General features: G+C 56.9%; 17 protein-coding genes and 2 tRNA genes. 6 read left to right on the top strand and 13 right to left on the bottom strand.

Translation table 11 applies throughout. The features are described 5' to 3' along the window. Window positions 1-145: 145 nt before the first annotated feature. From HY010_19910 to HY010_19925, 4 genes are all read right to left on the bottom strand, one after another. Entirely contained in the window at window positions 146-4006 is a 3861-nt protein-coding gene (locus tag HY010_19910; protein ID MBI3478006.1) for an RHS repeat-associated core domain-containing protein, read from the bottom strand. A gap of 38 nt (window positions 4007-4044) precedes the next feature. Further along, a complete protein-coding gene (locus tag HY010_19915; protein MBI3478007.1) occupies window positions 4045-4596 on the bottom strand; it encodes a hypothetical protein in 552 nt (183 codons plus the stop codon). 94 nt (window positions 4597-4690) lie between these two features. Further along, window positions 4691-5827: a hypothetical protein gene (locus HY010_19920; GenBank protein MBI3478008.1), complete on the bottom strand. Its 1137-nt coding sequence runs from the start codon at window positions 5825-5827 to the stop codon at window positions 4691-4693. A 116-nt stretch (window positions 5828-5943) separates the two neighbouring features. Beyond that, window positions 5944-7635, bottom strand: a complete 1692-nt coding sequence (locus HY010_19925) for a DNRLRE domain-containing protein (protein ID MBI3478009.1) — start codon at window positions 7633-7635, stop codon at window positions 5944-5946. Between the two features lie 308 nt (window positions 7636-7943). On the opposite strand from HY010_19925, the gene HY010_19930 reads away from it, so the two are divergent. Then, window positions 7944-8522, top strand: a complete 579-nt coding sequence (locus tag HY010_19930) for a sigma-70 family RNA polymerase sigma factor (protein MBI3478010.1) — start codon at window positions 7944-7946, stop codon at window positions 8520-8522. Then, on the top strand, window positions 8519-11374 hold the full coding sequence (locus tag HY010_19935) for a serine/threonine protein kinase (GenBank protein ID MBI3478011.1): 2856 nt from the start codon (window positions 8519-8521) through the stop codon (window positions 11372-11374). Before HY010_19930 ends, HY010_19935 begins: the two co-directional genes overlap by 4 nt. Before the next feature lie 90 nt (window positions 11375-11464). Here the strand turns inward: HY010_19935 and HY010_19940 are convergent, their stop codons facing one another. From HY010_19940 to HY010_19955, 4 genes are all read right to left on the bottom strand, one after another. Then, window positions 11465-11812, bottom strand: coding sequence for a hypothetical protein (locus HY010_19940; GenBank protein MBI3478012.1), 348 nt, complete (start codon window positions 11810-11812; stop codon window positions 11465-11467). Between the two features lie 249 nt (window positions 11813-12061). Continuing rightward, window positions 12062-13681, bottom strand: coding sequence for a VWA domain-containing protein (locus HY010_19945; protein ID MBI3478013.1), 1620 nt, complete (start codon window positions 13679-13681; stop codon window positions 12062-12064). A 294-nt stretch (window positions 13682-13975) separates the two neighbouring features. Next, window positions 13976-15079, bottom strand: coding sequence for an energy transducer TonB (locus HY010_19950; protein ID MBI3478014.1), 1104 nt, complete (start codon window positions 15077-15079; stop codon window positions 13976-13978). A 947-nt stretch (window positions 15080-16026) separates the two neighbouring features. Beyond that, window positions 16027-16494, bottom strand: coding sequence for a hypothetical protein (locus HY010_19955; protein ID MBI3478015.1), 468 nt, complete (start codon window positions 16492-16494; stop codon window positions 16027-16029). Window positions 16495-16628: 134 nt separating this feature from the next. Between HY010_19955 and HY010_19960 the strand changes: the two genes are divergently transcribed. Together HY010_19960 and HY010_19965 are read left to right on the top strand one after the other, a co-directional pair. Then, window positions 16629-17954: a Zn-dependent hydrolase gene (locus tag HY010_19960; protein MBI3478016.1), complete on the top strand. Its 1326-nt coding sequence runs from the start codon at window positions 16629-16631 to the stop codon at window positions 17952-17954. Window positions 17955-18073: 119 nt separating this feature from the next. Continuing rightward, a tRNA-Arg gene (locus tag HY010_19965) sits at window positions 18074-18150 on the top strand. A gap of 184 nt (window positions 18151-18334) precedes the next feature. Here HY010_19965 and HY010_19970 read toward each other — a convergent pair. Next, complete coding sequence (locus HY010_19970; protein ID MBI3478017.1) at window positions 18335-18946, bottom strand: hypothetical protein; 612 nt, start codon at window positions 18944-18946, stop codon at window positions 18335-18337. An 803-nt stretch (window positions 18947-19749) separates the two neighbouring features. Here HY010_19970 and HY010_19975 point away from each other — a divergent pair. Together HY010_19975 and HY010_19980 are read left to right on the top strand one after the other, a co-directional pair. Beyond that, the gene (locus HY010_19975) at window positions 19750-20112 is read left to right on the top strand and encodes a hypothetical protein (GenBank protein MBI3478018.1); all 363 of its coding nucleotides are present in this window, start codon (window positions 19750-19752) and stop codon (window positions 20110-20112) included. 102 nt (window positions 20113-20214) lie between these two features. Further along, window positions 20215-20301: transfer RNA gene (locus HY010_19980), tRNA-Arg, on the top strand. Between the two features lie 64 nt (window positions 20302-20365). Here HY010_19980 and HY010_19985 read toward each other — a convergent pair. The 4 genes from HY010_19985 to HY010_20000 all read right to left on the bottom strand — a co-directional run bounded on the left by HY010_19985 (window position 20366) and on the right by HY010_20000 (window position 25235). Beyond that, complete coding sequence (locus tag HY010_19985) at window positions 20366-21865, bottom strand: glycosyl hydrolase family 39 (GenBank protein MBI3478019.1); 1500 nt, start codon at window positions 21863-21865, stop codon at window positions 20366-20368. A 76-nt stretch (window positions 21866-21941) separates the two neighbouring features. Further along, window positions 21942-22796: an SDR family oxidoreductase gene (locus HY010_19990; GenBank protein ID MBI3478020.1), complete on the bottom strand. Its 855-nt coding sequence runs from the start codon at window positions 22794-22796 to the stop codon at window positions 21942-21944. Window positions 22797-22828: 32 nt separating this feature from the next. Continuing rightward, a complete protein-coding gene (queG, locus tag HY010_19995) occupies window positions 22829-23911 on the bottom strand; it encodes a tRNA epoxyqueuosine(34) reductase QueG (GenBank protein MBI3478021.1) in 1083 nt (360 codons plus the stop codon). 28 nt (window positions 23912-23939) lie between these two features. Then, window positions 23940-25235 (bottom strand): hypothetical protein, encoded by a 1296-nt coding sequence (locus tag HY010_20000; protein MBI3478022.1) that lies wholly within the window; start codon window positions 25233-25235, stop codon window positions 23940-23942. Window positions 25236-25275 lie beyond the last annotated feature (40 nt).

Below are 25275 nucleotides of genomic sequence, written 5' to 3' on the forward strand. Positions count from 1 at the left end.
GGCAAATACAGGGCTCATACGTTTTGTGGATAGGCGAGGTGGGCCAATACAAGCATGGCACAACAACACTCTGAATGAGGCAACGGTAGCGAGTGCGCACGAACGGGTAAAAAGGAGCCGGGCACATGGGTCCGGCTCCCGGTCGTTAGTCGGGATTCAGATTTTTGACACAAGTCTTCCCTGTCCCCTGAAAGCTGGTGCTGGCAGGGGCAACAGAGTCCGCGCTGCGCTCCTTCGCTTGTTCCAGGCCGAACTTGTATTCCCTGAGCGATGGATTGGCCGCCTCTTCGGCCATTGCCTTCTGGGCCGCGGCAGCGTCGATCGCGATCTTGGCCAACTTGTTGGCCTTCTTCACGATCTTCCAAACTTCCTCGATATTCTTCAGGTCTTCCTGGTACTTCGAGATTTTCTTGTCTTTGCAAGTAGAGCATTCGTCGGCCAGTCCGGAAGGGTCAAACAGGTTCACTGGGTCATTCAGGACGTAGCCGTAGAGGTTCGTGTCCCCTCCGGCAAACAGGATCGGATCTTTTGCCGTCCAGCGGCCCAGGACCGGGTCATAGTCGCGGGCGCCGAAGCGCACCAGCTTTGTGTCGGGATCGTAGAGGCCACCGGCAAATCCGAATGGCTGGAACCCTGGATTGGTGTCGTTGAGCACGTTGCCAAACTCGTCGTAGTCCATGCGCTGGACGATGGCTCCGGTGGAAGAGTTCACCACCAGGCGCGTACTTCCCAGATGGTCGGAGAAAATGCGATAGCTCACGCCGCCCCGGATCATGACATCCGGCGAGGCTTCTCTCGTGCCGTACAGGAACTGGCTGACGATCTGATTGCCGCCGTCCAGTTGCGCGACCAGTTGGTTATGGTCATAGAGGAATCCATTTTGCAGGGCCCCGTTCACGCGTTTGCCAACGCGGCGATTCCGGGCGTCGACGACATAGGTGATGTTGACACCCGTCGGCAGATGCACCGCCGTGAGGTTACCCAGCACGTCATACGTGTACGTCGTGGTCTGAGAGGCGGCGGTGCGGCTTACGCGTTCGCCATTCGCGGAGTAGGTGAACGATACGTTCCCGTAGGTGAGAGCACGGTCCTGAGCATCGTAGGTGCCCGTGGCAGTGCCCGAAGTGGTGGTCGCAACGAGCCGGTTCGAGTTGGTGTCATAGCTATAGCTGGACGAGTTCACGCCATTGGTGGTGACACCGACCAGCCGCCCTGCCTGGTCGTAGCTATAGCCGTAGACGTTCTGAACTCCTCCAATGGTCTCGGTCTTCTGTGCGATCCTGCCTCCGGCGTCGCGCACGAACTGGTCGCTGAAAAGAACCGCCGCACCATATTTAGCCGAGTAGGCCGTCGGCTCACCGAAGGTGTTGGAAGTGACAGTGTCCTTCGCCTTTCCGAGAGTCGCGCCCTTGATCAGGCCATTCTTCGGATTGCGGCTAACCACGAGGGCCCCGGCCTTCTTCAAAAGGCCGTCGTCGTCATACGTGAAATTAATCGTATTGGCGCCATTGATATTTTCAGAGGTGACCCAGAAATTGTTGTTGTAGGCGCGCCCCACGCTGCCGGCGACCGTGCCGGCCCACGTGGTTGATGTTGCGAGCGGGCCATCGTGGCTATAGGCGATGGCTTCGCCTCCGCCAATGGAGGTGCTGTTCAAATTGCCGGTTAGTGAGTCGTAGACATAACTGATCACGCCAGTAGGTGTCGTGGTCGATGCCAAGCGGCCAGCGCTGTCATAGGAGAAGTTGATGGCCTGGCCGTCCGGACGAGTCACCGAGGTGAGGTCGCGGTCGAGATTGTAGCCATATGTGGTCGGCCCTCCGCCCGTGACAGCGGGTGGCAAATAGGTTGAAACGAGATTCACGCTGGTGAATGAGAAATCATGTGGAGACTTGCCCGGCGGCGTGACGGCGACAAGATTTCCGTTAGCGTCATAGTTATAGTTGATAACGCGGCCATCAGGTAGAGTCGTGCTCGTCAAACGTCCGGCCAAATCGCGAGTGAAAGTGGTGGTCAGGTTCAACGGATCGGTGCTGCTGGAGAGCAAGCCATCGGATCCGTAGGCCAGTTTGGTTATCCGTGGTCCGAAATTGACTTTGGATAGGCGGCCTTTCGTGTCATACGTGAACTTCATTGCCGCCATGCCGCTCACTTGCAGTTTGCTAAGCCGCTCAAGAGAATCCAAAACACGCGTCGTAGTCCTTCCAGCCGCGGTGGTATCCAGATAGGTCTTGGTAGGAGTCGTGAAGGCAGACGTGTAGGTGCGGCCGTTCACAATCGCCGTATCGGTTTGGCTTGTGAGACTGAACGGATTGCCTGGCACGGCAAGCGCCACGTTCCGGGCATAGCTGCTGCTGGCGGTAAGACTCCCGAGCGCGAGAGTACCGGTGCTCGCAATGGGTGCCTGCAATCCCCAGCGGGGATCCGGCGTCATCGTGCTGGTTGAACTAGTGCCGTCCGGCAGCACTGAACTCTCTGACAGCTGGCCACCGGCAGGCGTATCGCTGACTGTAGCCTGCAAACCGCTGGGCCAGATGTTGGTGAAGTGTTCCCCTGGCGTTCCCGTCGCTACGCCATACGTTGTCGTGCGTCCCGACGCTGTGGTCTTCGTGACGTTGTAACCTGTGCCGGTATTGGTGCGAGTCAGGCTGACGAATCCGCCGGCGGGATCTGAATCATTCGTGAGAAGGCCGGAGCCGTCGTAGGTGTAGTTGTAGACATTTCCGTTCGCGTCGGTGCGCGAGGTCATCAGACCGCCGCTGTTATTTGTAAACCTGGCCGTATGGCCGGCGGGATCGGCGACCTGAGTCAAGAATCCGTTGCCATCCACGGTCAGTGTTGTGGTTTGACCGAAGGGCGAAACGATTGCCGTAGGTCGTCCCGACCCGTTGCGTTGGATGGCGGTTACGTTGTTGCTGCCGTCTTTTATCGCGATCACATTTCCAAAACCGTCATAAGTGAATTGGTACTTCACAGCGCCGGTCAATGGCTTCACAGTTTGGACGTGACGTCCGGTCGCAAGATCAAACAGGTAAATTTCGCTGCCATCCTCTGACGTCACCAACGTGTTTCCGTTGTACGTCATCGATCCCGCCAATTGCCAGGTGCTGCGTCGGCGCCCATCTCCTAGAAACAACGCATTGGTTGCCGGATCGTACGCATGATGAACATTCACCGTCCATCCGCCGGTGGCGAGAGCATCGGACTTGGCGACGGAATTGGCATCGGCGCGTCCGGGTAACCGGTCGCTTTGATAGTGAAGAGAGAAATCGGTGCCGACGATGGGCACGTCCTCGCCGAGAGTCTGATTCTGGCATCCGATTACCGAACCCCCAGACTGGCCGCACTCGTTGTCGACCTTATCGTCTTTGTCCAGAGTTGGCGTAAGGGTGAATGTGAAGGTCATGCCCACAATCTGGCTCCGCCACGGATCCGCCGCCTGAAACGAAACACTCTGCTGTAAGGACTGGGCCTTGCCGGGCAAAGGAAATGTAAAGGGCCAGGGGTCGCCTACATCCATTAAAGCCATGGTCCCGGTGTTTGTGAACTTACTGCCGCCACAGGCTGAGTAGTCCTGGACTTCGACGAAGTCAACGTTGGGATTGGGAATAAAACTATATGTGCCCGCTGCTGGATCGATGACCAAGAACGACTGGCTCAGACCCGAGGTTCCGGTGAGTGTTTCAGTCCCGCATGGGTTGACGGCCAGTTTGTCATTGGCCGATACCGCGTAGTGCGGGTCGGGGATGCTCAGCAGGATGTTTTGTCCCGCACAGGAAATCAGGCCCGCGGGAGCGAAGTCAGCACTGAAGGAATTGTTGATCGTGTACACGCCCTCGGGTTGGCTCACGGTTCCCGCTTGGGTAATCGAATAGTGGCCGGTCCACGATTTGACCTTGTCCCAGTCGCAATTCTGGGCGACCGCCGGTGAGGCGGCAACGAAGAGGAACAACAAGAAGGTGACAACCACCGTGCGCCGAATCATGGTAATCGAAGCTCTAGACATAGGAAGACTCCTTGGGTGATCGTCACCGCAACTTCTAACTACTGCGTGTTTACGAGGTGCCCTGAAACTGCCAGCCCTGAAAACGTGCTCCCAGTTGAATCACTGCGTACGACGGCTAAGCTGACGGTCGTATCGGGATCAGCGTAGATCCGCACCTGCTGGCTGACAGCAAAGTTGTCGCACGGTCCGCCGCCAAAGCTGTTGAATGTCCCTTGTGCGATCGCCGGCAAGACATAAATAACGGGCGTGGTTCCGACTTGAACGTCCACGTCGAAGATCGCTTTTTGACCGACGGGAAGACAGACGTTGCCGGCGATGTAGTCGATAATCAGGCGTTTTCCGCTAGGCACAGTGAAATCTGCGGAACCGCGAACTGAGCCATCTGGCAGAAGGGCGTCCACCAGAGTGGCAAAAGGCTGGTTCTGCGCATCCGACGTCGGGACCGGCTGCGTTTGTGAATTGGTTACTTTGACGTTGATCGGTCCGACGGCAGGGGCAGCTGCCGCCGGATGACTCGACAGCATTCCAATTGTGACCGTGAGAATTCCTAAGCCGAGGCACAGATACATGAGTCTGCTGAACGTTGCCATAGAGTTCTCCTTAGATCGGAATTGATGATCGTTTCGAGATTGTTCTCCGCGTTCTGGAGTCACGTGCCGCTGTTGTGATGACGTTTCAATCCGGCTAACACAACGGCGAGTTATTCGGTGTTAGCAGGACGGCGTGCAGTTGACCGTTCCTGGTGGAAATTGCGGCCCCAACGATCCAGTGTTGGCTGTTGATGCCGTATGCAGTTGTAAGGGTCCAACCTCTTCCGGACGCATCCAGCAGCGTGTTGAGGTCGGTAAGAACGCAATTCGGATCGGGAACGCTAAGGAAAGGGAAACGAGGCGGGAGATCATGACTATTCCCGACAACCCAGTTGTCGTTTGAAACTGCATTCGCACTAATATCTTGATACCCGCAATTCGGAAGTAGGATCGGCTGGGTCGCGGGCGAACGTGAGCTCCACATCTCTGCACATATCCCGTCTTGCGTGCCGTTGGCAAAGTTGCCGCCGCCGACAATCGACCCGTTGGCGTTGATGGCGTCAGCAAAGCCGTAGGGTGATGGGAGCCAGTATGGGTCTACCGGCAGCGCCAAATAGGTTAAGACGCCAGCTTTCCATAGCCAGGGAGTCGAACGGCTATTGAAGTTGAAAACGCGGCCGACGATCTCACCACGCCCGTTGATTCCGCGAGCATAGTTCCCGAAGGTTCCTCCTTGCTTGGACACGATCGTTGTTAACACACCGCTAGAGTCCCAATAAACGGCTTCCTCTAGTCCCGAATACCAGAAGGGACACCAGTCGCAGTAGTTCCCGTAAAAGGAGTTGCCGATCCCACCGACAACGGTCCCGCCGCGAATACCCAGTGCCATGCTCGCGTTGTATCCTGGTCGTGGATCCAGAACGGTCAGCGGGCCCCCATTGTCGTAGCGAAATGCGCGGTAAACTGAGGCACTTCTAGGCGTATACATGCGTCCCGCAACATTGCCCTTAATATCGACCGCAAGCGCTTCGCATTTTGGTGGGGTGGTCCCGCCATCGAACTTGAGGACCGCGCCGTTTTGCAGAATAAAGCACCTTTTCCCTCCCGCCACGGTGTAGGAGCCAACCACCATCCCGCTATCGTTGATAGCGAAGGCTTCACTCGAAGTGCCGCCAAAGACACCGAGATCCGTCAGCGTGAATCGCAGACCACCGTTTTGCCCCAGCGCGGTTGCGCACATCAGAATCGCGCCCGCCAGAAAACCAACCAACTTGTCGCTGTAGTTCTTCATGAGAGTTCTCCTGTGTCGTAAAGAAATCGATTAGGCTAGTCGGCCTCAGCGCGACCCGTCCGTGGAATCCCACCCTTGCGCAAAGAACGCGCAAGGATGGGGCACCCGGCACCGGGCTAGAACTTACTAACTGTGTTGCTGGAAGAATTTACGACCCAGATGTTGGCACCGTCGAACGCTACATCCCTGCCGCCGAAAGCAGTAGCGAAGTTCCCGAGATTGGCGCCATCACTGGGGCGGAACTTACTAACCGTGTTGCCATTCACGACCCAGATGCTGGAACCATCGAATGCCACGCTCACGCCTGCCCCACCAGTGGCGAAGGTCCCCAGAATAGCGCCGTCACTCGCTCGCAGCTTGCTGACGTTGTTACTGATACGATTTGCGACCCAGATGTTGGCTCCATCAAATGCCAAGCCCGAGGGCCCTTCCCCGCCATTGAACATCCCGAGATTGGCGCCGTCACTTGCTCGCAGTTTGGAAATGGTATTGTCGGACTGATGCGTTATCCAAACGTTTGCCCCGTCGAAGGCCACATACGTAGGATTTGCCCCTCCAGTCGGGAATGTTCCGAGGATGGCACCGTCGCTAACTCGCAGTTTAGTAATGGTGCTGCTTTGAAAATTCGTCACCCAAATGTTAGCGCCGTCGAAAGCCAGGTACTGAGTAACGTCATCATTGCCGGTAGGAAAGGTTCCGAGATTGGCGCCGTCGCTAGCTTGTAACTTGCTGACGGTGTGGTCAGCAGTGTTTGCGACCCAGATGTTGGCGCCGTCGAAGGCAACACCCTTGGGAGAGTGGCCAGTTGCGAAGGTTCCGAGAGCGGCGCCATCGCTGGCGCGCAGTTTGCTGAGGGTGTTACTGGAGAAATTCGAAACCCAGATGTTGGCACCGTCGAAGGCAAGGCCAACAGGAAGGTCTCCGGTGGCGAAATCCTGCCGATACCACTGCAGGAGCGCTGCTTTCTGCTCCTTGAGACCTCCGGTCGAACCCGGGGCACCGGTATCACCCTTGTCACCTTTGTCTCCCTTCGGCCCAACTGCGCCGTCAATCCCGGGAGGCCCTTGCAGACCAGAGGTGCCTTGCGCGCCGGTGGCGCCAGTCGCTCCCTGCTGCCCGGCTGGTCCCTGAGATCCCGTGTCGCCCATCTGCCCTTGCGGACCTGCAGGCCCGGTTGGACCCTGAATTCCTGGGTCACCCTTGTCACCTTTCGGCCCAGGAGGTCCTTGTTGTCCTCCGCCGCTACTTAGCACGATCTCCAGCTCCGGCCCGTTGGCGGTCAGCAGGCTCTCCTTCGCGTCGAAGTAGAAGTTGCCGTTCGAACCGCTGGTGAGCATGAGCGCCACGCCCTTGTTCGAATCCGGGCTGGCCACCCATGTCTGAACTAGCGAAGTGATGTCAACCAGCAGAAACTGATTGCAACTGGCAGCGGTCACGGGGATTCCGGTTCCACCCGTGAGCGATGCACCCAGGGGAAGCGGCTGGTTGTTGTAAGTGAGCCCGCTCTCGCTCCAATTCCTGTTGACCTGGTAGAGGTCGAACTTACCTGCCTTGACGACCAGGTCCACGTACAAGCGCAAAGTAGCCTTACTCACGGTGGCGCCGGCGGGAATGGTGCCGAGATTGAACTGCACGTAGCTGGTGGAACCGGGGCTCACGGCCAGGCTATTCACGGAGCCGAAATTGGTTGCGGGATACGTGCTGCTGACGAAGGCGTCCGCGCTCGGCGGCGCTTGCGCAAGAAGGGGAATCGTCGACGCGGCAAGAAATACAACAGCAAAAGCGAAAACCAGATGTCGCAGCTTCATGAGAATTTCTCCTGTGCCACTCGGCTACCTCGAAACAGCGGGCGTCCGTCGTCTCGTTCGGCTTTCTTATTGATCAAATGCGGAAATTTCGGCGAAACTGGCTCACGCGATATTCGTGAGCGTCGATTCTGTCCGGTGAGTTTCCAATCCAGTCGAGTGCGCGATGACGGCGGAACCGGGAACAACGTCTGGAATATTTCGGCCCCTTGGCCTATAACCGCTCTGTTTTCAGTTGATTGACAATGCTTGGAAAAGCGACTATGCTGCCCCGCTAAGCGCGCCTGCCCACAAGGCGCTTGGGGCTTTCCTTGCGTTCTGATCCGTCCACTCCAGTTACGACACTCCTTCTCCGCTGGCGCGAAGGGGACCGCAACGCTCTCGAGCAGTTGATGCCGCTGGTTTATGCCGAACTGCGCCAGATGGCGAGCCGCCATCTTCGTGGGGAGCGAGGCGACCACACGCTGCAAAGCACGGCTCTCGTGCACGAGGCTTACCTGCGACTCGCCGGACAAGATCCTCCCGAGTGGCAAAATCGGGCACATTTCTTTGCCATCGCAGCACGCCTCATGCGGCAGATCCTGGTTGATCACGCGCGCACCCGAGATGCGGCGAAGCGTGGAAGCGGCGCCTGCACATTAGTCCTGGATGAAGCGATCGCGCTCCCTCAAAAAGTCAATTTGGATGTGATCGATCTGGACAAAGCGCTGACAGAACTCTCAGAACTGGATGGGCAGCAGAGCCGCATCGTGGAGTTGCGCTTTTTTGGCGGGCTGACGATCGAAGATACGTCTGAAGTATTGGGCGTCTCACCGGCCACGGTGAAACGCGACTGGCTGGTCGCGCGCGCGTGGCTGCTCCGCGCAATGACCGGAGAAGCGCAGACATGAACCCGGAACGTTGGGAACGGGTCAAGCAACTGGCTGGGGAAGCCATGACCCTTGAGGTCAGGGAGCGTGAGTCCTTTGTCGATCGTCTCTGCCAGGGCGACTCCGAACTACAACGCGAGGTGCGTTCTCTTCTCTCGTTTCACGATCAGGCAGGGACGGATTTCCTGAACGGGCCTGCTGTCGAGCTTGAGCAAGGAACAAGCGCCACCCCGGCGCGTGGCCATCCACAGCGGATCGGCCCCTATGAGATCACCGAAGAGATCGGGCGCGGCGGCATGGGCGAAGTCTATCGCGCGGTTCGCGCCGATGGGCAGTACACGAAAGACGTCGCGATCAAACTCGTTCAGGGCGGATCGAGCGTGCTGCTGGAACGCTTTCGCAACGAACGGCAGATTCTGGCGTCACTGGAACATTCCAACATTGCGCGGCTGCTCGATGGCGGCACGACCGAGACCGGTGTGCCCTACCTCGTCATGGAGTTAGTCGAGGGCACGCGTATTGATGAATATTGTGAGCAACACAGTCTTTCCGTGAATGAACGATTGCAGTTGTTCCTGCAGGTCTGCGATGCAGTGCAGTTCGCGCATCAGCGCTTGATCATCCATCGCGATCTCAAACCTGGAAATATTCTGGTCACCGCGGACGGGGTACCGAAGCTGCTGGATTTCGGTATCGCCAAGATCTTGGAAGTGGAACCCGACGGCAGTCTGGGCGATTCCACCTTGACCCTGTTCCGGCTCTTAACTCCGCAATATGCGAGCCCGGAACAAGTCCGGGGCGAATCGATTACGACAGCGAGCGATGTCTATTCGCTCGGCGTGGTGTTGTACGAATTGCTGACCGGCCAGAGTCCTTACCCAAAAACCAGTGGCGCTCCCCACGATGCCGCCCGCGCAGCTTGCGAGTATGAACCGCTGAAACTGAGCACGGTCGTGCGCTCTGGAAAAAATCTTACCCGCACTTCGCACGATGCTTCGGTTAAGGATGCCGTCGCGCCTGACCGACTCGGGAAGCTGCTGAGAGGGGATCTGGACAACATTGTTCTTAAGGCTCTGCGCAAAGAGCCACAGCGCCGCTACGCCTCCGTGGAACAATTCGCGGCAGACATTCGACGCAATCTCGCGCACCTTCCGATTACCGCGCGCAAGGATACTGCCGGTTATCGCGCATCGAAATTTGTCGCCCGACACAAAGCAGGCGTGGCAGCGGCGGCAGTGGTCGCCTTGATATTGGTGATTGGACTTGTCATCACGATCCGGGAAGCGCGGATCGCGGAACGTCGCTTCAATGATGTTCGCAGCCTGGCGAATTCGCTGATCTTCGATGTCCATGACTCCATCAAAGACCTTCCGGGTTCGACTCCAGCCAGAAAAATCATCATCGATCGCGCGCTGCAATATCTCAACGTGCTGGCCCAGGAATCCGCCGGCGATCTGGGATTACAGCGTGAATTGGCGGCAGCCTTTGAGAGGGTCGGATCGGTGCAAGGCGATTATCTGGAAAATAACCTCGGGGACTCCAAGGGCACCTTGGCCAGTTACGACAAGGCGTTGGAAATTCGGAAACAGATCGATGCCAAGTCCGACGATTGGCAAGATCGCCTGGCGCTAGCAACAGGTTATCGTCTGGTAGCGCATCAACAATGGGCCACCGGCAACCGCAGCGGGTCGCGGGAGAACATCGATCGCGCGATCGCCATTTCCGAGGTTCTTGGCACGGCGCAGCCCAACAACTCCAAGGTTCTCTACGAACTGAGCTTCGATCACGAAGTGTCAGGCACGATTGCACACCTCGGAGAACGGGAGGACCAGAAAGCGATTGAGGACTATAGGAGAGCACTGGCGGTCGAGGAAATGGTGCTCACGATTCAGCCCGACGATGTCCAAACTCTGCATGGATACGCCGTGGATTCGAGATACATCGGAGACTTCCTGGAGCCAACCGATCCGCAAGCGGCCCTGCCGTATTACGAAAAGGCGCTGGAAATCAATCGCAAGCTGACGCAGAGATCGACGGAGATACAGTACGCGCGCAGCGTAGCGGTCTCTTATTCCAACATCGCCGATGTCTACGCCGACCTCGGCGACTTTGCGCGAGAGGTGGAGAATAACCGCAAGTCGCTGGAAATGTATCAGGACCTGAACCGGACGGATCCGAAAAATGCACTGTTGCGGCAGGGACTCGCGATCGCGTATGTCAACACAGCGACGGCGTTGGCCGGGACCGGCAATATCGCGGAAAGCCTGGACGACTCGAGCAAAGGCCTGGAAATCATGCGCTCCCTGGTGGCGGCAAGCCCGCAGAATTCAGCCCAGCGTTCCATCTTTGCGGCCATGCTGGCGGCGCGCGGCACAATTCTGATTAGGGCCAAGCGCTCGGACGCCGCCATCGCGGAACTCGACCATGCCCGGTCCATTTATGAATCGCTGTATGAGCCGGGCGATCCGCATACCGATAGTGCAGCCTGCGACGTCAAACTGGGCGAAGCTGCCACTCTTGCAGGACGCGATCCAGCCGCCGCCGAATATTTTCGCCGGGCGTTGACGATCGTTGAGCCTTTGCTCTCGCATGCCGATGGTGAGGCCGATCTTGATGCGCTTTACGTGGCCGCCGATGCGTACTCCGGGATGGGTGATCTCAGGATGAAAGAAGCACAACAGCGTGAAGAGACAGCTGCGGAGCGACAATCAGCCGGGACAGAAGCGCGCTCGTGGTATTCGCAGAGTCTCAAAACATGGCAACGCATCGAACATCCCAATCGCGCCGCTCCCAATAGTTTTGAAGTGGGCAATCCCCTGCTTGTGGCGAAGAAATTGAAGGCGGCTGAAGCGGCGTTATCCTCGCGGAAGTAAGCGTGGTGATCGGCTGAATATTCGAGAATTATTGTTGCCAAGCGTTTACATCTACAACCACGGTACATCTCCGCAGCCCAGCCCCAAGCCTCAGTGCGCACCGACAACATTCCAGTTCACGCCAGTCAACTGCAGCGAGTCAGCGACACCTGCTGTGACGTCTGTGCCACCGTGGAGGTTTATCCACAATGATTGGAACGTGCGGATCGGTCCCCACGGAATGCCCCACCAGCCTGCAAGTAGCGTGAGTAGAGTCCAAGGCAGGCCCTTAACGATGCGGTTTTTGCTGGCATGGATGAAGTACACATGTGTGCCCTGCATTACGGTTACGAAAACCGCCGAAAAACAATAACGATAAACAACAAATTTCCCGCCCCGATTCAACTCGAAGGCGATTTCATTGAGTGTCATGCCGGTAATGCCTTGAATTTGAACCATGAGTAATCCACGGCGACCAAGGATAACTCTAAAAGGCCCTGCAGTGATAATTGCCCCCGACTGTTGAAATCAGGCGCTTACTCTAACAACTGTTCCAGGCTGCTGGGCGAGCTTGTTGGTGTAATGGCGATGTTACGCCAATGAGCAACGGGTGCACAGGAGCAAGACGTCGGACGCGGTGTGATTGATCGGCGGAGTGCTACTGAGCGATGCAATCGTTTTCACTTTTCCAGTCGGGGCGCGTTTCCCTCAATGAACCACGAGTGGAACGATCACGCTTCCCATTCTTCCTGTCGTATTGTCGTGAACGACAATTCGAGCGGTGTATTCTCCAGCTGGCAACGCAAATTGCCCCTTGTAAACGAAACCATGCTCCCCCACCGTTTGCATTTCCGTCGGACTCAGATCTGTTTCGACGCTTTGCGAGAACCGCGCTTTGATGTTTCCGTCGTTGTCGCGGGCGATCCCGGCGAACAGCAGATTCACGTGATTCCCGTTGTATGCGCCAGCCGCGGATGCAATCGGCATCAAAGCCAATTCAAAGGCCGTCAGCCTCTTACGGGTACCGTCCGGCGCCACTTCTCCCTGAGCTTGGATCCACCGGAAGGCGAGCGGTATCCCAGTAAACTCGACGGGCGCTTGGAAGGCGGTTTGGACGTCATCGATTGGACGTGCGGCGGCGGGACGCATCACAAAATATCCCCCCCGCGCGCGAACATGGACACCGACGCGGCGAACTGAAACTTTCAAATCACGCCATCCTGGAGTCGAATCTTTCGTGTCCCGGTAGTAGCCAAGAAGATAGTAGGAGCCGGAGTCGCTCGTCGCCCGCTGCAGGCTGCGAGTGACGTCGTTGGTATTGTAATAAGCCTCTCCCCCGGTCGCGGCCGCGAAAAGGTTCAACGTGGATAGCGTGTCGGTATGGAGACTACTCTCCGACGGGACCCAGCCTTCGTTGAAGCGGGCGATATCCGCGGAGAATGCCGCCGGGTTCACCAACCCGCGAAGATCCACGCCATAGATGGCGAAATTGGCTTCGTTGAGTACCTTCCACGTGTGCTCGTAATGAGGCTGGTCGAATGGGTTGTAGGGAAACGATCCGGTCACCCAGACAAGGGCCTTTCTTCCGGGTACACCGGCGTATATCCGGGCGATGGCCTCCATCGAATCCAGTGTCACTTTGAGCGAATTTAGCCGCATTTGGTCTGACATCTTTTCCGGGGCACTGTTTGCGACTTTTCTAATCTCTGCTACCTCAGTGTCGGTCTTAGGATCGGGTTGAGTAACCGGAGAAGGCGAGGGGCTAGGTGTAATCTGCGTCAGTTTCGGCTCATCCACACTTAGGCGAGCGCCGTGAATTTTTTGCAGTGCCGCAACCAGAATTGAGGGATCGGACGTTGCGTCATGGATGATTTTGACCCCGCTCACGTTCATGGTGAGAAGCACGAACAAGGCGCGGTTGTCCACGTGTTCATTCAGGAAGCTGACTAGTTGGCGTCGGCCCCAAGACTGGTCGAGGAAACTCGTGTTCACCGTGTCAATTGCAATTACAACCAAGCGGCGTGGCACGGGCTTGTCGAAGGAATTTGTGTAAGTGTCGGGCGATACAGAGCGCCGAAGAGGTTCAGCGGATGAAGTGACCTCCTCAAATATGCTTAATTTCCGAGGTTTCCCGTTCTCCCGAACCACGAACTCAGATGCAGATAGGCCACCGACAAAGTGGGTAGAGCGGTCAGTTATAACGGTTGGTACCAACACGAGGTCGGAGTGGGAAGAGATCGAAACTTGTGGTGCTGTGTTAACCGGGGCCTGTCCGAGGGCTGACGGAGGTGCACTTCCGCCGAACGCCAGAAGAACTGCCGTCTGCAAGATCACTCTTAGGCAGTTCGGGGCTGGAACTCCCATGGGGACCGTCCTTATCTGCCACGCCGCGAAACATGTTAGCAGAGGCAGGGAACTGCCCAGAATGCTTCCGATGTCATGACCCAAGAACGCTGCACAATTTTCAGCAACAATCAGTTTGGCAGATAACTGTTGTTAACAGGCGTTTACACCAACTACTACCCCAACGGCCTGCCGGGGCCGAGTTGTTGGTGTAATCGCGATGTTACGCCAATCACGAAATCGTCCCGCCCGCTTGGGGAGGGAGAGACTAGGGTTGCACTATTGGATGTTGTAGAAAGTCGTGCTCTCCACCTCGACTGGCCTATCGAGGATCAAAAATGGGCGAAATTGCCATTTCATCACGTTCTCTTCTACCGGCTTCCGAAGTTCTTCCGGTCCGTCGGTCGCCTGCGCCCGGACCACGCGCCCCTCTTTGTTGACCGTGAACTTCACAGTCACCTTGCCGTGTACTCCTCTCGGTACATGCGGGGGCAACTCTCTGTGCACCATATATTCTTTCATCAGGATCGAAGAGGGCACACTCACTACGCCCGTAAGTGGCCCTGGACTACCGGTCGGCGGCAAGAATAGGGACTCTTCAAGCTGTGGCGCGGTTTCGGCCTTTGCGAGATGAATCTTCAGGAAAGGTTTCCCTCCGTGCGTAACTTCGACATCACGCGCCAAGTAACGCTCGCCCAACCGAAAGACACCGTTGTAAACCGTCTCATCCCAACCCGTCCCGCGTGAGTAGCGCAGGATAGTCGTCCCCGGCTCAAAGCAAAACTTCTGCAAGCCGCTTTCAGAAAGTACTCTTGGACTACGGAGAACGACACACGACAGCTTTACCTCGCCGACGGCCCAGTCGAGCTTGTCAGGACTTGTATCGCCAACTGTGCCCAATTGATATTGATACAGTGGTGACACTACCTCCCGCATCGCCTGCGAGGTGGCCGCGGGCGGCCAGTTTTGATCCCCAGACCGATAGAGTTCCCCACCACTCGCGACTTCTGTTTGACTTAACTCGTCCGTCTTGATCACCACGCGGTATTTTTTCGGACTAACGTAAAACTCTTCCAGAGTCCCGCTGTGGGCATTATCTCCATCTTCATCGAATTCATCATAAGTAAGCTCAATGTGCCAAGGTGTGGTTGGCAAAGTTTCGAGCCCGTTTGTCTTGATGAGTTCACCCATCACCTTCACTGCTTCGGGCGATGCAGCAATCTTGCTCCCGGAGGGTTTGAGAGAGAGCAGAACACCCGCTTTAGAGTCCGGCGGGGGAACGTGAATTTCGCCAAGGTGTGCAACCTGATCTTGCGCGACTGCACAAACGATCGGCAGTCCCAGCCAACAGGACCATACAGCGATTGTCTTCGTAATCCGCATCCGGCCTCCTTGGGGAAACGTGAAAAGGACACCATTCTACCTAGAGGCAAGCTCGCTGCGGGATAAACATCGGACGCGAACTGGTCCTCAATTGTTGTTAACAGGCGTTTACACCAACTACCCTGGTAAGGCGTCGGCGGGGAGGCGCCTGGGGCGATTGTTGGTGTAATGGCGATTTGACGCCAGTCATGCGGCGTCCTCATGCTTTCGCAAAGCTGCGCCGTCCAAACCGAAAGTAACGTGCACAGCTTGCTCGCCAGCATTATGCTGCGATTTGTGTCATCGACTAGGAGCACGGACGATACGAACAAGCTGAGACCACCGCTGCATCTCGACGCGATGTTCGCTGCTTACGCATCTCTTCTCATCGCGTTTGCCGTCGTCTGCAAACCTCCTTACGCGTGGGATTTGCCGCACCGATATTTCTATATGTGGCATCCCAAGTCCCCGAGCATAAGCCTAGACGGCTTCCTACTGACGTATGTTGTCTTTTTCCTCATCCCTGCGATTGCCGTCTTCGTTTCGGTAGTAGCGGTTGAGCACTTCCGTTCGACGCTCAAAGCTCTCAGGGTTTTTACGGGATTCATAGCAGTTGCAGGGTTCCCGCTTGTGTGTCTATATGCACTCCCCAGAATCTTCGGGGCTTGCGAACTACTGGTTTCCATCTGTGTGCTGATCTTGTGGACGCGAGAAAGATGGCCAGTTTCGGACGGCTTCAACGTAGTTCTCCTGATCCTCCATTTCGCATTCTGGTTGTCCTTCTGCGTATCGCTGCTCGGTCTAGCATTAAGGCAAACCTCATCGTGGGGTTTGTGGGACTATTTGGTTTTCGTGTACCCAACCGTTGGGCTCGCCTATTCTTTGATGTGGGCCAAAGATTCCAAGAATCGAAGTAGTTGGCGTTAACAGGCGATTACACCAACTACGATCCCGCACCCGTGGTCGTGCTACCAAATCTTGTTGAAGCCGACGACTCGCCAACCTGCCCTGTCGCCTCCGAGTTGTCGCACAGCCACCCAGTTGCCCTCAACACCAACTCCAGTGTCCGAGTAGTACAGGACGACATCGCTTCCCTCCTTCCTGCGATCCCGCAATCGTTGCACGAATAGGGATCGGTGGTCACGATACTCGCTCTGCATCTCTTCACACGTGAGTGCGTTGGGAAGTACAAGGTCTGTGCTCAGTTTTGCTGCGTCCGTGCAGTTACCACTCCTCATTGCGTCTAGGTACGCTGCTGCTGCGTGCTCTGGTGATCGGTCACGAAAGGGATTGAACAGCACGTAGTTGTGGTCGCCTGTTTCCTGATTGACGCCGAAAGGCATCCGAATCAGAACCGGTCGCACATCACGACCCAATACAGCAGCCGCGACGGCGGCAATGCCTACGACGCCAAGAACGGCGAGATTTCGTCTCACGCCCACACTTTACATCAGGTTCTAGACGGTTGGCGTAACCAGGCGATTACGCCAACTACGAAAAAGGTGGCCATCGTCCAGATTCGCTTCCGCGAGCGAGCGGGAGGACGTCTGTCTAGTCTACAATCCCCGGCATGCTAATCACTCGTCGTGAACTGCTTGCCGGGCTGGCCGCCGCGTCTGTCACTTCTGCTCTAACTGACCTGGGATTCGCTCAAAGTAGTGTCTCCGCGTTGCACATCGACGCTGCCCGTCTGCAGCAAAGCCTGGAAGGGCTCAGCATTTTCGGACGCCCCGCCGGCGGCACCTTCGCCGACGGCGTCAGCCGTGTGGCCTATTCGGATGCGGACATTGCCGGACGAAAGTACGCCATGGAGTTGATGCGAGCGGCGGGCCTCGATCCGCGAATTGATACCGCCGGAAACATCCTAGGGCGGCGCGAGGGAAGCGACCGCTCTCTCAAGCCGATACTGTTTGGGTCGCACATCGATTCCGTGCCCAGCGGCGGTAACTTCGACGGCGATGTGGGTTCGATGTCCGCCATCGAAGTCGTGCGCACGCTGAAGGAACACAGCATCCCCACGCGGCATCCGCTTGAGATCGCGATCTGGTCGAACGAGGAGTCCCTGACGATGGGAAGCCGTGCCGCAGCCGGCGACATGGAGGCGTCAGACTTGGAGAGAATGTACGGTGGGATCTCCCTCGCCGATGGCTTGCGCAAGATTGGTGGCGATCCGGCTAGGTTGGCGGAAGCGCGCATGGCCCCAGGGTCCATCCATTGCTATCTGGAGTTGCACATCGAGCAGGGTGGAACTCTCGACAAAGCAGGCATCCCGATCGGGGTAGTCGAAGGCATCGTTTCTATTGACGAGTACGAGGTCGAGATTCATGGTTTCGCCAATCATGCCGGAACCACGCCCATGCCCGAACGCCGCAACGCACTGCTGGCCGCCGCCAAGCTGATCGAAGCAGTGCAGGAAATCGTTACCCGAGAGCCGGGACGGCAGGTTGGAACCGTGGGACACCTGGAAGTATCGCCCAACGCCCGCAACGTGGTGCCCGGCGTGGTCAAGCACTCCATCGAGCTGCGCGACCTTTCGCCTGAAAAGATCGCGCGACTGGGAGACGAAATTCAGAAACGCGCTCAGCAAATCGCGCAAGAAACCAAGACAGACATCACCATGCGGAAGGTCGAGCACGACCCACCGGCAGTGGCCACGTCTGCCATTCAGTCGCAGATCGAGTCTGCTGCCGCCCGGTTAGGGCTGAAGACCATGCGTCTACCCAGCGGCGCAGGCCACGATGCACAGGTGATCGCCATGCTCGGGCCGATGGGCATGATCTTCGTTCCCAGCGTGGCCGGCATCAGCCATTCGCCCAAAGAACTCTCCCGCTGGCCGGATTGCGCGAACGGTGCGAACGTGTTGTTGCAGACGATTCTGAGTATGGATCGAGGTTAGGAACTCGATCCTCATTTCGCGGCCTCCCAGACGGCGATCAAAATTGCCTCTTCCTGACTACTATCACGTGCCGAACATCCGCCGCTCGAACTCACAATTCGTTGATAAAATCAGGGTGCGGGCCCGTAGCTCAACTGGATAGAGCATCGGATTTCTAATCCGAGGGTTGGGTGTTCGAGTCACCCCGGGCCCACCACATGCCATACAGTTGGCACTTTTCAGGCCGCCGTCGGACTTTTCATAACATCACATAACGTTCCATGCAGGTCCGTTGCGTCGATGGAATCGTAAACATCCATCGAAAGCTGGACCGTTGCGTGGCCCGGCCCGAGGGTCCCTGCCGCACGAAACTTTGGAAGCGGGCGAAGGTTGTTGCCAATCTATTCGCCTGATTTCGATTGAGGTATTAGGTCGAAACCGATCCCGAGTTCCTTCCTAATTCCTATCCTCACGGATGTGAATTTCGCAAATAGATCATCTTTTCTCTTGTCATAAACCTCAAGATCGCCTTTTACGATCTTTCCAGCCATCCATCGAAGCAAATCGGCAAGCTCAGCGAACGCCCGCATTGTTTCCTTCGAACATGTGACGTAAATGAGCGACTCGGTTTCCTCAAATGAATGCATGCAATTGTTCCAACTGGAAACATAGTCATGTTTAAGGCGAATCTTTGACTCCTCACCCTCAATCTCTCCGCCTACCAACTGCTTCTCGAAATGGTGCAAACCCAGCAGGTTGTTGTCGATTTCAGACAACTTCTTCGCAGCGCTGAGTAGGATCTCGCGCCTCAGTTCCCACTGCCTTTGGCGGTCCCAAAGATCCCCGGAGATCTTGGTTTCAATCTGTTTCGTGGCCGTGGTGACAGCTTTCACTTGCTCGACGAGTTGATCTATGTCTTCGTGGGTTGCTAGATTCTCACCCTTCTTTTTGAGGTAGCTTCCGAGATAGGCGCCTCCTCCCCCGGAAAGGAACATAACCGTCGCAATTGCCAAAGTGAAATCCATAGGCCAGTCATTCTACTGACTCTTGTGCGTAATCGCTTACCTCGATGGGTGCCGCCGATCAATCTCGTCTAGCAGCCGTTCCGCCCACCGAACCGCCTCCGTGATTGCGGTGATCGTGGCGGGAACCCGCTTGTCCGGGTCTAGCTGGCTCAGTTTCCGCGCGGCGAGGATGGCGGCGGCGATCAGCAGCACGCGCTTGCGCCCCTCGTCCATCACGGCAGGTTATCATGTTCGCTTTTTGTTCGCTATAACGGCGCCGACTGAACGAAGGCTTCTGCCCCACCTCCCCACCCTCCCCTCTCCACTGGGAGCACATTTGAGCACATGGAGCACATTGCGAGCACATATAGCACATGGAGCACGCCAAGTGAGCGTAAACTCAATAGGGTCAATGAATGTCAGGCGCAAACCCGCGATAATCTTTAGTCGACTCGCGCAGGCGCGCACAGGTTTGATAGTCTCTATGTCGTATCTGTAGACAGGTCATGTGTGACTCGGCGCATCTAAGTCATTGTATTTAATGTAGTTATGTAGCATCATGACAGCAGTTCAGAAGGCATCGTCCTTCGTATCGGCGAGCGATCTGGGCAATTCACACCGCGTGAGCGCGCTCACGCGGTGCATCTTCAGCAAAACGAATGGTTTATATGATCCCAAGAACAACAATTAATGCAGCAGCCGTGAAACGGGAAACTCTGCGAGAGCAACTGTGGCCTGGTTTGTCGGGGGAGGTTTGGAACAGGAAGGTGGGCAAGGGTTTTACGACAATTCCTAGGACGCTCGGCCTAATTATGACTCTTATTGAAGAGTTGGTTGAAAGGAAAAAAGGACACGACGTATCCCGAGTCTATTTCGAACTTTGGTGCCGCGCCTTTGACGAAGGATTTCTAGACGGTCCGGACGAAGAATCCTGCGCGTTCGCGGCGGGTTTCACGACGGAACGAAGCGTGCGCTCATGGAAGGAACGCATCGACACGCTGGTCGAACTCGGATTCGTACGCATCGCCCCGAGGGGCACCCGACCTCAAGGCTACATCCTCATCCTAGATCCTCATAAGGTCGTGAAGATTCTGCACGGAGAAAAACGAATTCGTGCCGAGTGGTGGGGCGCTTATATCAAGCGGTGTAGTGAGATTGGCTATACGCTTCCCTGAACTAGAGTCCGAGCCGAGCCGAGCCGAGCCGAGCCAAGCCAAGCCACTGCGGAAGTGCTTCATAACAAGTAGGTCTAAAATTACCCCTGAGCGCCCGCTGGAGGGAGCCGAAAGCCTTAGATTCTTAAGGTTCCGGCGCTCAGGTTTCTAATCCGAGGGTTGGGTGTTCGAGTCACCCCGGGCCCGCCACACACATCCGGGCAGCAGAGTCAGTCGGATCGCACTACGTGTCTCGCGAACAGTTTTGCTCGCCTTATTTTTCGATTTCCAACAACACCAAAGCGTTCGGCGTAAGTTGAATCTCGATTTTTCCATCTTTCAGAACGCTCGTCTGCGGGACGACAACCGAAGCGCGATTCAATTCGGCAATCTGCTTGCGCGTGGGATACCGTGGCTTGCCCATTTTCTCGTACGCCGCCAACGTGTTGCCATGCTGGGAGTCAACTCGCGTCACTCGGACTTTGGCGCTCGCAGGCACACCCTTGAAATCGAAACGCACGGTTCTCGTCGGGCCGGTGCGGTCCGGATCAACGAGATTCCATGCGACCACAGCGAGTTTGTTCTTCTCTTTCGTGACCAATACTCCGGGAGCGGCATTCGCGATTCGCTGGTGGCCAAGTTTGTGGAGCAGTGCAAAACCGTTGTAGGAGGGCTTCTTGATTCCTCCAGCGGCCATCAGTCCGAAACCGCCATAGAAGGGTTCCTGCACGGGGCCACCTTCTTCGAAAACATCGGAGAACGTCCAGAATGACATCATGTCGACCAGGCCATCGCATTGCGCGATGTCGTCGGCAAGCGCCGCGCCAACATAGATCGTGTCCCGCGACTTGAGATCGCCAAACGACGGCACGTTCCATTCCGTCCACATTAGAGGGGCTTTGGGAAAGGCCGAGGCCGCGATTTGATCGTGTACTTTCCGGATGGAACGGCAGACGCGCTGGTCCATCGGTATTTCTTCGCTGGTGCCGAAAAGATCTTCGACCGTGTCATCGCCGTACGAGTGCGAGGAGACGAAATCGACCGCAACATGCTCGCGAGCGGCATGTGCCAGAAAGTCATCCACCCAATGCGCGGAGGAGGACGACGGTCCCCCCACCCGCAACTTCGGACTGACCGCTTTCAGTGTGCGCGCCGTGTGATCGTAAAGTTCAAAGTAGGTAGGCTGCTTCGGCTCTCCGGCCCAGAAATCGATGTTCGGCTCGTTCCACACCTCGAAGTACCACTGCGCGACTTCTTCGATGCCATAGCGTGCGACGAGGTGTTCGGCGAAGTTGCGAATCAGTCCGTCCCACTTCGCATAGTCCTTGGGTGGCGCAACGTTCTGCTTGTACCAGAAAGGATGGATCGCTTCTTTCGCTGCCAGCTTGCGCGGCATGAAACTGATCTCCACAAAAGGACGCACGCCATTCTGCAGGAGCCCGTCGTAAATCTGATCCACATAGGAAAAATTGTAGACAGGATTGCCTTGCTCGTCCTCGTCATAGACACCGTTTTCATCATGAAAGATCGCGTGAAAGCGCGCGTAACGGAATTCCGTGACCTTGCGGACGTCCCGCAGATCGTTGCGGTAACTCTCCCGCATGGCAAGCACGGCTCGGCCGGATCCAAAAGTCTGTTCCCAGAAATGCGGGAACGCATGTGCGGGAGCAGAAGCGTCGATCACGATTGTTTCTGTACGTGCTTGTGCGGGAGCAAAGCTGGAAAAGAGACTGAAAAGAGCCCCGAGCAGAGCTGCACGGCAAATAGAGGACATGGCGTCTCCAACTAAATCGGTTTAGTAGATACTCATTATCCCGGAAGACGCCGGGAAAATCGAGAGATATGTGTCGTTATTTCGGGGAAGGAGTTTTCTTCGGCTTCATCGACTGCCACTCTTGCTCCGTGAGCTGGCGGCCGAGTTCCGTGAATTCACCCGCGCCCTGCAGCCACTCGCCTCCGTCCATGGTGACGACTTCCCCGTTGATATAGCCGGAACCGTCGCTGACCAGAAAGGCGGCGAGGTTCGCGAACTCTTCGACTGTGCCGAAACGTCCGAGCGGATTCTTCTGCTTCGCGCGTTGCTCGAGTTCCGGCCGCGGCAGTAGACGCGAGAACGCTCCCTCGGTCGGAATAGGACCCGGCGCAATCGCATTCATGCGAATCCCGCGATTGCCCCACTCGACCGCCAGGCTGCGCGTCAACGCCTGTACGCCAGCTTTGGAAACAGCGGAGGGCACGACATACGCGGAGCCGGTTTCGGTGTAAGTCGTCGTAATATTCAGGACGACCGCACTGCGTCCAGCCTGAAGCCAGAGGCGCCCGCACGCGAGCGTAGTGTGCAGCGTGCCCATCAGAACGATGCCGATCACGGACTGAAATGCTCCGATCGAAAGCTCTTCGGTGCGCGCCAGGAAATTGCCGGCGGCGTTGTTCATCAGGACGTCGAGCGGGCCATCGGCCCAGATCGAGCTAATCATGGCGTCAACAGCCGCAGCATCGCGCACGTCGCAGCGGCGGAAATGGATCTTACCGCCCGTACGTTTCGTTAATTCCTCGCCGGTCGCGCTGAGCACGTCTTCGCGGCGTCCGCAGATGTAGACCTCAGCGCCGAGTTCGAGGAAGCGCTGCGCGGAGGCCTTGCCGAGTCCAGTGCCGCCGCCGGTGATGAGGATTCGCTTATTGCGGAGAAGATCGCTTTTGAACATGAGTGCGGCTTCTGGCTTCTGGCTTCTGGCTTCTAGCTCCTGGCTACTCGCTTCAACTTGTCGAGTGCCCATTGGGCGTGCTCGGCTACGACGGGGTCAGGATCTTCTGCAAGGTCTCTTAGTGTCGGCACAAATTTTACGTCATCACTGTTTCCCATTGCGACTACAGCATTGCGGCGCAGGCCGGTCAGTTTCGTGCGCCGAATCGGCGAGCCGCGGAAGACCGTGCGAAATTCTTCGGGCTGCATCGTGGCGAGCCAAGCGAGGTCCGGATTGACGAGTCGTTCGCGAGGCTGAAATTCGGCGGCTGCGGAGACCGGTGCTTTGCGATTCCAGGGACACACATCCTGACAGATGTCGCAGCCGAAGACATGCCGTCCTGTGCCGGTGCGCAGGCTCTCGGGGATTTCTCCGCGCTTCTCAATCGTGAGATAGGAAATACAAAGGCGAGCATCGAGTTCGCCGGGAGCGACGATTGCCTGCGTGGGACAGGCATCGATACAGCGCCGGCAACTTCCGCAGCGGTCCGCGGCGGGCAAGTCGGCCTGCAAATCGAGCGACGTCAGGATCGTTCCCAGAAACAGCCACGAACCCAGTTTCTGATTGATGACGCAGGTATTTTTCGCCAGCCATCCGATCCCGGCGTATTTTGCATACACCCGTTCGATCAGGGGGCCGGTATCGACGTAGGAGCGAAAAGAGTGGCTAGTGACTAGTGGTTGGTGATTGGTTAAGTCATTCTGGAGCGCGGCTTCCAGCACTCGCAATCGGCGGAGTACGGAATCGTGGTAGTCCTCGCGGCTCCAGGCATAACGCGAAATCCAGCCGCGATCGGGATCGTTGAATTGCGTCGAATAAGGTTGTGCCGTGTTGTAGTTGATGGCGCAAACGATCACGCTGCGGGCCCATGGAGCAACGCGAGCCAGAGACGCCCGTTTTAGATAGCCCGCTTCGTCACGCGATTCCAGATAACGCATCTCGCCGTGACGTTCAGCGGCAATCCATGCAGGGAAAGCTTCGATCTCGCGGAACTCGTGGACCGGCGCGATTCCGCAGAGGTCAAATCCTGCTTCGCTTGCGAACTGCTTTATGCGGGATGGAAGATGGGAAGCCAACGAGATGACGGAACCCTCTACATGAAGGTTACCGCACGCGGCGCTTCGCTTTGATCAGCACGTCGACTGGATCCGGCCGGCCATTCCAGAAATCCAAACGGATGCGACCATCGGCCATCTGCGAAACGGTTGCAGGAATGGAACTGGCTGTCAGGTACCATCCGTCTGGCAGAACAACCGCGTTGCGCGGACGTCCGAGACTACGATCGAAGACGAGTTCTTCGCCGTCTCGATCCGCGTTCAAACGGTAGCTCGCCGCAGCCGTGTACGTTTCTGAAATCCGTATCCGTAATGATTGTCCCGCCTTCACGGGAGCAAACGAGATCACGACCACCTGCGCAGCTGCGTCGACCGGTTCCCCAGCATCGAGCCTCGCTGCCGGCAGGTCCGCTCCGGTCAATATCTTGGTGTCCAGTTTTTCACCAGTATCGAGAATGGTTGCGGAAGGATCCGAAACCTGGCTGCCGCTTCGGACCACGTTGAAGTAGCGCTCTTCGCCAGGGCGCGACGCGGTGTAGTCGTGGTAGAGACGGAAGGCGTGGGTTTCCGGCTGCTGGAGGAAGTACACAATCTCTCGGTCCTCGAGCGCCCGCTGCGAGAGTCGCTCTTTTTCCGTCTCGCCCTCAAACGGAGCTTCCCAACTTCTTGCCTCACCCGGCAGACGCGGCGCAGCCGCAGATCCGGTCTGGGCGCCGAGCTTTGCTTTCAGAATGAGCGGAGCTTCGGCCCCGCTGCCGTTCATGAAGCTGATGCCAATCCGCCCGTCGGGCTCGGTGAGAACTTGTGAAGGTACGTTGCACGCGACCACTTCGTAGCCCGCGGGCAAGACGACCTTGTTTCGAGGAATGCTGAGCGACCGGTTGAAGACGATCTTGTCGCCCGCGCGGTAATAGCTCTTCGCGTCCTTATATGTTTTCGCAATCAGGATTCGCGCCTGCCCATCCACTGGTACCGGGCGTGCGAGGGAGACTTTGATGTAGTCCACCGACGTGTCTTCGCCCTTCATCAGCGGATCTTTCACAGCCTCCTCGCCGCTCACGATTTCGAAGTGCAGGGGCCGTCCGGTCATCACGTCAATTACAGATTCGTCACGAGCCACGCTGCCCTTGCGGATCGGGTTGAAGTAATATTTCGCCCCGGCGGTTGTGGCCGTCACCTCGTAACGGATCGCGAAACTGGCGCTCTCGGGCGCAAGGAGTTCGTAGCTGGTGTATTCGTCCGTTTCGGTTTGCAGTGACGGTGGCTGCGCATTGGCAAATGCGGCAGTCCCCAACACAATGAGCGCACCAACAAGAAGCCTTCGCAGATTCCAACTCCGATTCATGGCAAGCACTCTAACACCGGCGTTTGGCTGTCGCTCGCTG

The sequence above is a fragment of the Acidobacteriota bacterium genome, assembly GCA_016196065.1.
Classification (GTDB): domain Bacteria; phylum Acidobacteriota; class Terriglobia; order Terriglobales; family Acidobacteriaceae; genus Acidiflorens.